The 13,236-nt window shown below is 35.3% G+C and carries 7 protein-coding genes; all 7 read left to right on the plus strand.

The window, feature by feature from the left end; genetic code table 11:
* Positions 1–82: 82 nt before the first annotated feature.
* Genes BM296_RS12535 through BM296_RS12565 form a run of 7 tightly spaced genes read left to right on the plus strand, consistent with a single transcriptional unit; the run spans position 83 to position 13,210 of the window.
* Positions 83–3,130 carry an ATP-binding protein gene (locus BM296_RS12535; protein WP_091903326.1) on the plus strand — a complete coding sequence of 1,016 codons (3,048 nt, stop codon included), beginning with the start codon at positions 83–85 and terminating at the stop codon, positions 3,128–3,130.
* Entirely contained in the window at positions 3,123–5,288 is a 2,166-nt protein-coding gene (locus tag BM296_RS19630) for an ATP-binding protein (protein WP_245787013.1), read from the plus strand. Before BM296_RS12535 ends, BM296_RS19630 begins: the two co-directional genes overlap by 8 nt.
* 6 nt (positions 5,289–5,294) lie before the next feature.
* The gene (locus tag BM296_RS19635) at positions 5,295–7,412 is read left to right on the plus strand and encodes a sensor histidine kinase (protein WP_245787014.1); all 2,118 of its coding nucleotides are present in this window, start codon (positions 5,295–5,297) and stop codon (positions 7,410–7,412) included.
* A gap of 18 nt (positions 7,413–7,430) precedes the next feature.
* Positions 7,431–11,084, plus strand: a complete 3,654-nt coding sequence (locus BM296_RS12550; RefSeq protein ID WP_091903327.1) for a sensor histidine kinase — start codon at positions 7,431–7,433, stop codon at positions 11,082–11,084.
* A 52-nt stretch (positions 11,085–11,136) separates the two neighbouring features.
* Positions 11,137–11,511, plus strand: coding sequence for a response regulator (locus BM296_RS12555; RefSeq protein WP_027067458.1), 375 nt, complete (start codon positions 11,137–11,139; stop codon positions 11,509–11,511).
* A gap of 4 nt (positions 11,512–11,515) precedes the next feature.
* A complete protein-coding gene (locus BM296_RS12560) occupies positions 11,516–12,556 on the plus strand; it encodes an adenylate/guanylate cyclase domain-containing protein (protein WP_091903328.1) in 1,041 nt (346 codons plus the stop codon).
* Positions 12,557–12,583: 27 nt separating this feature from the next.
* Positions 12,584–13,210, plus strand: coding sequence for a Pycsar system effector family protein (locus tag BM296_RS12565; RefSeq protein ID WP_245787015.1), 627 nt, complete (start codon positions 12,584–12,586; stop codon positions 13,208–13,210).
* Positions 13,211–13,236 lie beyond the last annotated feature (26 nt).

The following is a 13,236-nucleotide window of genomic DNA, read 5'->3' on the forward strand; positions in this document are numbered from 1 at the left end:
TGCTGTTTTTAGTAATGGATTATACTTTTTTATGGACTGATATTAATTTTTACTTTTTTCAAAACTAACCACTAATTAGTGCATGAAGCCAACCAAAAAGAGGGAAAAAGAGGTTATTGAAATTTACGATAAATGGATGTACAGCTACCTAAATGGTGATGTTGAAACCTACGACTCCTATTTAGATACTAACTTTCATTTTATAGGCTCTACAGACAATGAAGAATTCTTAAACCGTAAGGATACCACTAAATTCTTTGAAGCAACTGCTGAACAACTTTCTGGAAAATCTCAAATACGTAATGAAACCAAAATAGTAGAACAATTTGGTGAGCTCATATTTATTACCCACTTATTTGATGCTTGGTTTCTAAATGTAGAAGAATGGAATTATTATGGTCGCTTTCGTTTTAGCAATATTCTTGAGCAGAACGAAAAAAGCTGGCATTTTGTGTATCAACATTACTCAACCCCAGATGTAAAGGCACAAGAAGGAGAAACTATAGGCTTTGAACAGATTAGTAAGGAAAATCTAGAATTAAGAGAAGCCATTAAGCGGCGTACCATAGAACTTGAAATAAAGAATAGAGAATTAGAAATTGAAGGAGCTTTAGAACGGATTCGCACTAAGGCATTGGCGATGAATATCACTGACGATTTGTTAGATGTGGTGGTTACGCTACGCACTGAATTTGTCAAATTAGGATATGAAGCACAGTACTTCTGGCACATGATGTGGTTGCCAGAAACCTATGAAAAAGCCATGACCTCTGGTGATGGTAGCAAAATAGGATTTGTAATGTCCTTACCAAGACATCTTCATGGTGACATTCCTTTGTTAGCCGATTGGGAACAGAGCAATAATGCTACGGTCGTATATCCTATGAATGCAAAAGCTGCAATCAGTTATGTGGATAAAATGATGAACCTGGGCGATTTTAAAAAAATTGATCCTCAAGCACCAACACCTGATGATATAACCAATATTGGCGGATTAACCTTTATTATGGCCCGTACTTCACATGGTGAAATTGGATATAGCTTACCCGGTATAGTTGAACATCCACCTAAAGAAAACCTGCAAATTTTAGTGAAGTTTGCAAAGGCTTTCGACCTGGCTCATTATCGTTTTCTTGAACTTCAAAAATCTGCAAGACAAGCTCGTGAAGTTCAGATAGAGTTAGCATTGGAAAAAGTACGTTCACGAACTATGGCAATGCAACATAGTGATGAATTACAAGAAGCTTCTTTCCTATTAGATGAACAAGTAAGGGCGTTGAATATTAAAACCTGGGGATGCGCATTCAATATTTATGGAGAAAATGATTCTACTGAATGGTTTGGAAATGAGGCTGGTATTTTACAAACCTATAAAGTTCCAAGAGCAGGTATATTTAATGAGTACTATAAAAAAGGTCAGAGAGGTGAATCTCTAGTTATAAAAGAATTTACAGGTGATGAATGTGTGGCTCATTATGAATATATGAGTTCTCTTCCAATTATAGGTAATGTATTAAAGAAGCTGAAGGAAACTAATAATGGCTTCCCAACCTATCAAATAGACCATGTTGTTTATTTTAAATATGGTTATCTGCTCTTTATCACAAGAGAACATGTACCAGACGCGCATGATATTTTTAAACGTTTTGCGAAAGTTTTCGAGCAAACTTATACACGTTTTCTAGACCTTCAAAAAGCAGAAGCCCAAATTCGTGAAGCACAGATTGAAAATGCTTTAGAACGGGTACGAAGTCGTACAATGGCCATGCAGCGTAGTGATGAGCTTCCTGAGGCTGCCAACGACCTATTTTTACAGGTTCAGGCACTAGGCATACCAGCATGGAGCGCGGGATATTGCATATGGTCAGAAAATAAAGAAAAAGCCACTGCATTTATGAGCAGTGAGGGCGTAATTCAAAAACCTTTTATACTACCAAATATTGGTGTTGGTTATAATTTTTTAAAACCGTCACATAATGGTGAAACCTTTCATGTTGAGGAACTTGGTGGCGAACTTATTAAAGAACATTATGAGTTTATGCGCACGCTTCCTGTTTTTGGCGAAGTTTTGGATGGTGTTCTTAAAGCAGGGCATTCACTTCCTACTTTTCAAATCTTTCATATATGTTATTTTAAACATGGGTATGTTATGTTTATCACCTATGAAAGAGTACCAAAATTCCATGATATTTTTAAGCGCTTTGCAACGGTATTTGAACAAACCTATACTCGATTTCTAGATTTACAGATCAAGGAAAATCAAGCTACTGCCCTACTCTCAGAAAAAAAGAGATTAGAAATTACATTGTCTAATCTGCAAACTACCCAATCGCAATTAATACAAGCCGAGAAGATGGCCTCCCTTGGAGAACTTACAGCGGGTATTGCCCATGAAATTCAAAATCCATTGAACTTCGTCAACAATTTTAGTGAGGTGAATAACGAACTTATTGATGAAATGAACGAGGAACTGGATAAAGGGGATCTTGAAGAGGCCAAGGCTATTTCATTGGATATCAAACAAAATCTTGAAAAAATATACCACCATGGTAAACGTGCGGACAATATTGTAAAGGGTATGTTACAACACTCAAGGAGCAGTAGCGGCACAAAAGAACCTACGGACATCAATGCTTTGGCTGACGAATACCTACGTCTGGCCTACCACGGATTACGAGCAAAGGACAAATCATTTAATGCCGAACTCATAACCGATTTTGACGAGAGCATTGGAAAAGTAAATATTGTACCACAAGACATGGGCCGGGTAATTCTCAATTTGATTACCAATGCTTTTTATGCGGTAAACGAGAAATCAAAATCTGACATCGAAGGCTATAAACCTACTGTAAAAATTACATCAAAGCGAACTCCCCTCATTGGAGGGGTTGGGGGTGGGTCTCAAAGTGTACAAATTTCTATTTCCGATAACGGTAACGGCATACCCAAGGAAATTGTAGAGAAAATATTCCAACCCTTTTTTACCACCAAACCGACAGGTCAAGGTACCGGCTTGGGCTTAAGTATGAGTTACGATATTGTGACAAAAGGACATGGTGGTGAATTACAAGTAGAATCAAAAGAAGGTGAAGGCACCACTTTCATAATTAACTTAAGAATACATGATTAAACAATCCCTCCTATTCATCACGCTATTTTTCTGTATGCTATTTACGGCAAATGGGCAAGAAAACCCGGTAGATAAAAATGGGTTGGCACTCGATACAATTATACATTTTACGAAAGCAGATTTAGATTCAATTTTTGGTTTAAGGTTGACAAATAAAGCAGGTTGGATTTTTAAATCAGGAAATAGCCAAGATGCATCATCTATTGACATTGATTTAGGGGGTTGGGAACGATTAAACCCCTCGCAGATAACCAATGATATGGCAGATAGTTCTGGCAAATTTGAAGGCTGGTTCAGGTTGCAATTTACCATTGATAGTGCTTTCGCAAAGCTTCCACTCTACTTGGACAAAGAAGACCATGCAGCAGAGGATATTTATATAAATGGAAAGTTGTTCCGTCAATTTGGAGAAAAAGGGAATGACAGAGCCTCGTTTAAAGAGCATATTCAAGATTTTGAGATACGATCTCCTATTTTTTTAGAGCCTGACACTACATATACATTAGCCATACATTATGTTGACTATAGTACCTATTGGGGCATTGCTAAATTGCTTCCTTTGGGCTCTACCAGATTTGTTACCAATGACTATTTTGACTACATGGGTTTTATAGGTTACAGACATTTATTTGACTTATTGAGTTCTTTGATTTTCTTCATTCTTTTCTGGCTTCTTTATTTCCTTATTAAAGAGGAAAGTGAACTACTCTTTATCGCTCTTTTTTCTACTATAATGGTATTAGAGAATTTTAGCACAGCTTTCTATGGTGGTGATAGTTTGTACTTTACAATTCCTTCTCATTACATGATAATACTTGCCTATTGCGGATTTTATTTAGAATTATGTTTTTACTTATTCTGCGTTTTGTTCGCCTATAAAATATATTATGGAAAAGTTCCTAAATGGCTTATTTTGGCAAGTTTGATAATACCTTTATTTTTCTTCTTTTTAAATAACGATATAGGGGATTTCCTATATTTTATATTTAAAATTAGTATTGGCCTTTTCTTAATCTACCTATCCATAAAGTCTAAGAATAAAGTTTTATCTGCTAGAATACTTCTTTATTGTTTAACATCATCTTATGTCCTTACTCTTGTTGGACTTTTAGTAAGACAATCCTCTATAAAAGATGATTTTAGTCTAAGGTTAATAATGGTTCATAGTGATACGTTTGGTAAAGCCATTCTCTTTTTAGGCATGTTGGCATTTGTCGCTTATCGCATGAGAGAGAAAAATGAGGATATGAGGCAAAATGCAATGGAACTTGTAAAGGTTGAAGCTGAAAAGAGTGCACTTATTACTTCTCAAAATGAAAAGTTAGAATTAAAAGTAAAAGAAAGAACATCAGAATTAAATCAATCCATAGATGAATTAAAAACCACCCAATCTCAACTTATTCAATCTGAAAAAATGGCGAGTCTCGGAGAACTTACCGCCGGCATTGCCCATGAAATTCAAAACCCCTTAAACTTCGTCAATAATTTCTCTGAAGTAAGCAATGAACTCATTGATGAAATGAACGAGGAATTGGATAAAGGAGATCTTGAAGAAGTGAAGGCTATTTCGTTGGATATCAAACAAAACCTTGAAAAAATAAACCATCACGGCAAACGTGCGGACAATATTGTAAAAGGTATGCTTCAACATTCTAGAAGTAGCAGCGGCACAAAAGAACCAACTGATATCAATGCCCTTGCAGATGAATATTTACGCTTGGCCTATCATGGACTGCGGGCAAAGGATAAATCATTTAATGCCGAACTCATTACAAATTTTGACGAGAGCATTGGAAAAGTAAATATTGTACCACAAGACATGGGGCGGGTAATTCTTAATTTGATTACCAATGCTTTTTATGCGGTAAACGAGAAAAAACAAAAAGATGTTAGTTTTAAGCCGATAGTTACTGTCAGCACTAAAAAGTCTGATGAACATATCACCATTAGTGTTTCTGACAATGGTGATGGCATTCCTGAAAAAGTCAAAGAGAAAATATTCCAACCCTTTTTCACCACCAAACCTACCGGGCAAGGTACCGGCTTGGGCTTAAGCATGAGTTATGATATTATTACTAAGGGGCATAGTGGTGAATTGCTGGTGACAACACAACAAGGTGAAGGAACCACTTTTAAAATCATTTTTCCTATAATTTAAATGATAATGAAACATATATTATACATTATTGGCTTTCTACTTTCGTTGACAGTTTTTAGTCAAGAGGACAAAGTGTTAGTCATTACAGATAGTACTGTTGCTGATAACTGGATGATTCTTGGAATGGATTGGCGTTTTCAAAAAGGAGATAATAAATTATGGGCTAATCCAGAATTTGATGACTCTACCTGGAATGAATTCTCTAATAATAACTTAAATCTGCTTGATGGAAAAAACGTAATTGCAGATAGGGGCGAAATTGTATGGTTGCGTAAACGTATTATAGCAGACCAGTCGTTAAATGATGCAGTGGTTTTAAATATTTTTCAAGAAGGAGCATCAGAAATTTATTTAGATGGCAAACTAATTCACCAATTGGGTAATGTAAGCTCTAATAAGGATGAAGTTATCTACCATAATCCATTTAGCCAAGTGCTTCATTTACCTTTAGAGATAGGCAAGGAACAAATTTTAGCTGTACGTTTTGTCAATGCGCAATACAAATACCCTATCTACTACCATCATAACGGACTAATTAGAATTTATATATCGTCTTTGCGTAATGCCAATTCAACGGATGTGGTAAAGAATAAACGTGTAGCTTATTTTCAACAATATATCAATAATTATAATATCTCACTTGGTCTTGCCATTCTAATGTTTATTATTTTCCTATCGTTTTTTATTTTCTTCCCTAAAGAGAGAATTAACGGTTATTTTTCTGCCTCTTTATTATTCTTAATTCTATTTACATTAGGAGTATTGTCGTTCCATGATAGTACTGGTACTTATTTTTGGCTTACGTTTTATTTTGACACTTGCGTTCTTATTTCAAGCCTTATTCTTTTATTCTGTTTTTACAAAATATTAGAACAGCCTATAGACCTTGTTTTTAAAATTATTAGTTTTTTATGTTTTTCAACTATATGTTGTTACTTTTTATTTAATCCTGACGCGTTGGGGCCTATCTGGTCAATTTTCTTTTATGCTGGTATTATACGTTTAAGTTTAAAATCTTGGAACAAAAATAAAGTTGCCAGCTTTTTATTTTTAAGTTCTAGTTGTATTAACCTGGCCTTTTGGATTTTAATGATATGTTGGTATATGGGTTTAGTAGACCAGCGCATAGATAAATTTATTCCTTTTGCTTTTATGCTTATCCCTGTTGTTTTAGCTATCTATTTAGGTTACGCATTTGGAAAGCGCAGTCAAGATTTAAGATTAAATTTAAATCGTGTCCAAGAATTATCCAAAGAAAAAGAATCCATTTTATCTCAACAAAAAGATATTTTAGAGCAACTAGTTAAAGAAAGAACATTAGAATTAAATCAATCTTTAGATGATTTAAAGGCCACACAATCTCAACTCATCCAATCTGAAAAAATGGCGAGTCTCGGAGAACTCACAGCCGGCATTGCCCATGAAATTCAAAACCCGCTAAACTTCGTCAATAATTTCTCTGAGGTAAGCAACGAACTTGTTGATGAAATGAACGAGGAATTGGATAAAGGAGATCTTGAAGAAGTGAAGGCTATTTCATTGGATATCAAACAAAACCTTGAAAAAATAAACCATCACGGCAAACGTGCGGACAATATTGTAAAGGGAATGCTACAACATTCCAGAAGCAGCAGCGGCACAAAAGAACCTACGGATATAAATGTATTGGCAGATGAGTATTTACGCTTGGCCTATCATGGTCTACGGGCAAAGGATAAATCTTTTAATGCCGAACTCATTACAAATTTTGATGAGAGCATTGGAAAAGTAAATATTGTACCACAAGACATGGGGCGGGTAATTCTTAATTTGATTACCAACGCGTTTTATGCTGTAAACGAGAAAAAACAAAAAGATGTTAGTTTTAAACCTATAGTTACTGTCAGTACTAAAAAGTCTGATGAATATATCACTATTAGTGTTTCTGATAATGGTGATGGCATTCCTGAAAAAGTCAAAGAGAAAATATTCCAACCTTTTTTTACCACTAAACCAACTGGCCAAGGTACCGGCTTGGGCTTAAGTATGAGTTATGATATTGTGACAAAAGGACATGATGGAAAGTTAAAAGTGGAAACAACAAAAAATAAAGGAACCACATTTATTATAGAATTACCAAACTAAACCAACATCCAAACCAGTATGAAAAATACACAACAAAGTAAACTTGTACTTATAATCGGCTTTTTCTGCTGCTTGCTTTTGGTTTCTTGCCATAAACAAAGCAAGTCCGAAACGGAAACTACAGTAGGTGATATTAAGGTTCCAGAAACCATTCCATTACAATTTACGGACCCCGAACCTTTTGAATTGGAAACCATAACCAACGACACCGTTACAACCCCCGTTACTTATGATTTAAACGTAGATGCCTTGCCCAGCAAACCATTTGAACTAAACACGTTTAAACCGCTGAAGTCCCTAATGAAGGAATACGATTTGGATTGGGACAGTTATCGTACAGGGGAATTAAAGTTTGATTCCGTGCCCTTTACAGTAACCAAAGCACCCATAAAAAACCCGACCATTACCAAAATGAAACCTCCAGGAAATATGGACGGTACCCATGTAAACTTACTACAACTTTCTACCAATGAAGGATTATCCTCTAATGATATTACTTCCTTTTTAGAAACCGAAGATGGGGCTATTTGGATAGGGTCTTCCGCGACCAATACACCATTAACCTACTATGATGGTGAGAACGCCTTTGTATACGATTACCCAGGAGTGTACAAAATGACCTTTGACCAACAAGGTAAACTTTGGTTGGTTAGTCCGGGTCCTCGTTTTTTAACAGTATTGGATTTTAAGAACGATACGGCATATAAGATTACCTTGACAGACAATTTTACACCTTTCGATATTCTTTGCGACCATACAGGTACGATTTACCTGAACTCGCTTACTGAAGGATTCTACGCAATGGATGCGGAAATGAAAAGTTTACGAAAGATTTTAAATGAAGGCTCCAATTCGCCTTGGAAGATATTTGAAGACAGTAGAAATAATTTATGGCTCAGTTATCAAGATGGTTTGAGCGTGTTGGATCCCTCTAGAAAAGAATTTAGAACAATTTCTAATATAGCCGAAATTGAACTGAACTCAATAGTTTGGGATATTAAAGAAGATGCCAATAATAATATTTGGTTAAGTTATCCTTACCCAGCGCCTAATGGTAATTCCAATGCTTCTTCCAGTGTTTTTAGAATAGCAATAGATAAGCAAAAAGTTAGCGTTTTAGGTTCTGAAAACGGATATACTATTACAGGTGATAAAATAGAAGAAGATGCCCAAGGCAACTTATGGATATTTGGAGCGACAGAGGCCTTTATACTTAATAAAAATAGGGATAATTCCAAAATAATTGCTCTAAACGCTGCTCTGCAAGGTTCTCTTAGAATACCAACTCCTTTAAAACGTAAAGATGGGTCTATTTGGATTGCTACAAATGATAAAGGAGTGGTCATAGCCAATGAGTTCACTTTAAAAACAGAATATTTTGATGAAACAAGAGGCTTAGTAAATAATGAAATATGGGAAATAGAAGAAGATTCAAGGGGTGAACTATGGCTTGGAACCGCTGCGGGGATCAATATTGTCAACTTAAATAAAAATACTATCAAATCCCTAAGTTTTAAACAATTACATTGCAATCCTAACACAATTAGTTTCATTAAAGAGATTACACCTAATATTTACTTTATAAATACTAGATATGGCTTTTCTATTCTTAATAGAGATAAAAATAAAATGACTTCCTATGCAAATTCCTCTAATATTTTTGGAGCAGGTATTGCAATTATAAATGAACATACCTTTGCTATTTATACGAATACGGGCCTGTATTTCTATAATATTGAAAACAACAGCTTTAAAAAAGTAGTTTCCAAAAATGACCCTGATATTCTAATAGCAGGAAGCGGATCCATACCATTTTATGATAAAGAAATTCTTTGGATCCCCACTATGAAAGGGTTAGCCAAGGTAAATTTAAAAACAAACACTATACGTTATCTTAGAGAAGAACAAGGTCTAAGTAATAATAATGTATCCATAGCCAAAATTTCTAACGAAGGAGAGCTATGGTTAGCTACCGCAAATGGTATTAACATACTTAACTTAGAACAAAATACGCTTACCTCAATAAAGAAAGAAAACGGACTATATCCTACAGATTTTTATGATCTGACAGAAAAAGGGGGCATGATGTACGCTGCTAGTGGTAATGGCTTAATTGCCGTGGAAAAAACCACTGCAAAAACAACAGATAAAGGCTTCTATAATTTTAATGGTGGCCTCGGTTTTAAATCTAACGACTATTTACAAAATTCACCTAAATTTTTAAAAAATGGCCAGTTTTGGTCAGGTGTTACAAGTACTTCCAGTGAATTTAGGCTAATGGTGTTGAATACTGAACCTAAAATTGATAGTACCATAAGCGCCGTTCAAATTAATAACATGTTCGTCATGGATGAAAACCCGGGGTTCGGGTTCAACCTAAAGAAAGATTCTACAAAGGTGCAAAATTCAACCTATGCCAGTACCAATAGTATAACATGGGATTCGGTAAAACGTCCTTACAACCTACCTCAAGGCCTTGTCCTACCATATGACCAGAACAGTATTAGTTTTAGTTATGGAAGTAATGATATATTCAACAGGGATAAATTAAACTATCGTTTTATTCTAGATGGTGAAGATGAAGATTGGAGCTATGCTGCAAATGCAACCAAGACCAAGAACTATTATAACTTAAAACCAGGGGATTACACCTTTAAAGTGGCTGTTAGAAGTGCTAATAGCGGCTGGTCCGTACCAGATACACTTTCATTTAAAATAAATCCGCCATGGTGGCAAACTTGGTGGGCATACTTGCTTTTCGGTTTAATTGCAGCTAGTATTTTAAGAGCATATATTGTTTTTAGAGCCAGAAAATTAACTAAAGAGAATAGAATCTTAGAAGAGCGTGTTAGTCATAGAACGGTTCAGCTTAAAACTAAAATAGACGAATTAAAGTCCACCCAATCAAAGCTTATTCAATCTGAAAAAATGGCAAGTTTGGGTGAACTCACCGCTGGTATTGCACACGAAATTCAAAATCCGCTAAACTTCGTAAACAACTTCTCTGAAGTAAACAAAGAACTTCTGGATGAACTGGAAGAAGAAATAGATAACGGTAATTATGATGAAGTAAAAGCCCTGGCAAAAGATATATCTGCTAACGAAGACAAAATTATATTTCATGGTAAACGTGCCGATGGTATTGTAAAAGGGATGCTACAACATAGCCGAAGCAGTACCGGTCAAAAAGAAATGACCAATATCAATACCTTATCAGACGAGTACCTACGCCTTGCCTACCATGGTTTACGCGCTAAGGACAAAAGTTTCAATGCCACGTTGAATACCGACTTTGATGACTCTATCGGCAAATTGAATATCGTAGCTCAAGATATGGGTAGAGTTATTCTAAATCTTATAACTAATGCCTTTTATGTGGTAAAGAAGAAAAAAGAAGAAAATCCTAAAGGCTACGAACCTACCGTTTCGGTAAGTACAGAAAAGAAAGGTACTATGGTACTCATAAAAGTATCGGACAATGGCAACGGAGTTCCTAAAGAGGTTTTAGATAAAATATTTCAACCCTTTTTCACCACTAAACCTTCTGGGGAAGGAACTGGATTAGGACTATCACTTAGCTATGATATTGTAAAAGTACATGGTGGCGAATTAACGGTAGAAACAAAACAAGGAGAAGGCACCACCTTCACCATCTCATTACCAATGAATTAAATAGCAAAATGTTCCCTCATTATAATATTTACAAACACAAAAAAAACAGATTATGAAAATATTAGTTGTAGATGACGAACAAGATGTAAAAGTGCTTTTTCAACAACGATTTAGAAAAGAGATTCGCAAAGAAGAATTAGAATTTGTGTTTGCTTTCTCTGGAGAAGATGCACTCAAAATCATGAAAACTATGGAGCATGAAGCGGTGTTGATTTTATCTGATATTAATATGCCAGGCATGAGCGGACTGGAACTATTAGATAACATCAAAAAAAATTATGTAAAACCGCCACCAATGGTTATGATGATTACCGCCTATGGAGATGATGAGAATAGAACAATGGCAAAAAATCTAGGTGCCGATGATTTTCTGACTAAGCCTTTAGATTTTTCATTATTAAAAGATAAGCTGATAACCCTAACCTAAGACTATGGCAAAGATAATGGTAGTAGATGATGAGACAGACTTAGAGATACTCATCAAACAGAAATTTAGAAAGCAAATACGACAGAACGAATACGAGTTTGTATTTGCTATAAATGGTAGAGACGCACTTGAAAAACTTGATGAAAATCCCGGTATAGATATTGTTTTGAGCGATATTAATATGCCAGAGATGGACGGTCTTACCCTACTCTCTGAGTTACATGAATCTAGTCCGCTAATAAAATCGGTCATTGTTTCTGCCTATGGGGATATGGAAAATATTCGTGTGGCCATGAACCGTGGTGCTTTTGACTTTATCACCAAACCTATCAATTTTGAGGACCTTACTTTGACCATGGAGAAAACCTTAAAGCATGCCAGAGAAATTCGAAAGACCCTACAGGCTATTAAAGAGAACAATATTCTTAGAATGTATGTAGATGAGAACGTTCTAAATTTTATGAGTGGACAAGAATATGAATCTAAAATTATGGATAATGAAAGTATTGAGGGTACGGTCATGTTCGTAGACGTTTGTGGATTCACAAAGATTAGTGAAACTACGAGCCCAGATGTAGTCGTTACCATGCTCAACACCTATTTCGATGCCATGGTAAAAGAGATTATGGAGCAAGATGGAATCATAGATAAATTTATTGGTGATGCTGTTATGGCCGTTTTTAGAGGAGAATATCATTTAGACCGTGCCATTGATGCTGCTCTCGCGATAAGAAACCAAGTCAATGCTTTCCCAAATGTGGAGAATAAAGAAAATTTTAAACCCAAAGTTTCTATAGGTATTAAAAGTGGTGAAATGATATCGGGCAACATAGGTTCCGCTACTTTAAAACGACTTGATTATACCGTAATTGGCGATACCGTAAATACTGCTGCCAGATTACAAGATGCCGCTAAAGAAAATCAAATAATTATCTGCGAGGGTTGCTACGAACAAGTAAAAGAAGCTTTTAAATGTGAGAACCTTGGCAGTATTTCAATGAAAAATAAAGCGCAACCACTTACTGTTTATAATGTACTTGAATAATAATTTGCAGTATTTAAATTTCTAACTATGACCAAACCATTACCACCTGAAAATAAAAACACTACTAAAATTAAGGGAAAGGAAAATCCGTTATCTGCTTTTGAAAAAGGACTCTTAGATGAACTTAAATCTAAGGGGCATGCAGAAGAATTGGTGGATCACTATTGGGGTACCATCAATTACGTATCAAGCTTAATAAAGGCTTCTGAATTAAAAGCAGGTCTAATTCTATCCTTTTACGGTATTATATTGAATTTCATTTATCAAAGTGCAGCTCCTGTAATGCACTCGGTTTCTAATGCTATTTTATTTTATGTATTTATCGGACTTTGGTTTGTTGCCACTACTGTTTCCGTTTTTTATAGCGTACGCTGCTTTATTCCAAAATTAGAAGGAAACTATAGTGACAATGTATTTTATTTTGGAGATGTCATAACCAAATTTGGGAGCATCAAAGAATTCTCAAAAAAATTCTATAAGGTAAGTATGAACGAAGAAGAGGTTTTTGAGCAATTAGGAGAACAAATCTATATCAACTCAAAAATAGCCGCTTGGAAATTTAGAAACGTACAACGTTCCATTCGTTTTTTAGCCATTAGTCTAATTCTGTTACTAATAACCGCTATTTATTACGGGGTGCTTAGAATTGCTTAGCAATTGTAAAATTGATATAAATATTA

The sequence above is a fragment of the Maribacter stanieri genome, from assembly GCF_900112245.1.
GTDB lineage: Bacteria > Bacteroidota > Bacteroidia > Flavobacteriales > Flavobacteriaceae > Maribacter > Maribacter stanieri.

Excerpts from the sequence above, each read along its gene's own strand:
- BM296_RS12535 (WP_091903326.1), top strand. The coding sequence starts at position 83 with ATGAAGCCAACCAAAAAGAGGGAAAAAGAGGTTATTGAAATTTACGAT.
- BM296_RS19630 (WP_245787013.1), top strand. The coding sequence starts at position 3,123 with ATGATTAAACAATCCCTCCTATTCATCACGCTATTTTTCTGTATGCTA.
- BM296_RS19635 (WP_245787014.1), top strand. The coding sequence starts at position 5,295 with ATGAAACATATATTATACATTATTGGCTTTCTACTTTCGTTGACAGTT.
- BM296_RS12550 (WP_091903327.1), top strand. The coding sequence starts at position 7,431 with ATGAAAAATACACAACAAAGTAAACTTGTACTTATAATCGGCTTTTTC.
- BM296_RS12555 (WP_027067458.1), top strand. The coding sequence starts at position 11,137 with ATGAAAATATTAGTTGTAGATGACGAACAAGATGTAAAAGTGCTTTTT.
- BM296_RS12560 (WP_091903328.1), top strand. The coding sequence starts at position 11,516 with ATGGCAAAGATAATGGTAGTAGATGATGAGACAGACTTAGAGATACTC.
- BM296_RS12565 (WP_245787015.1), top strand. The coding sequence starts at position 12,584 with ATGACCAAACCATTACCACCTGAAAATAAAAACACTACTAAAATTAAG.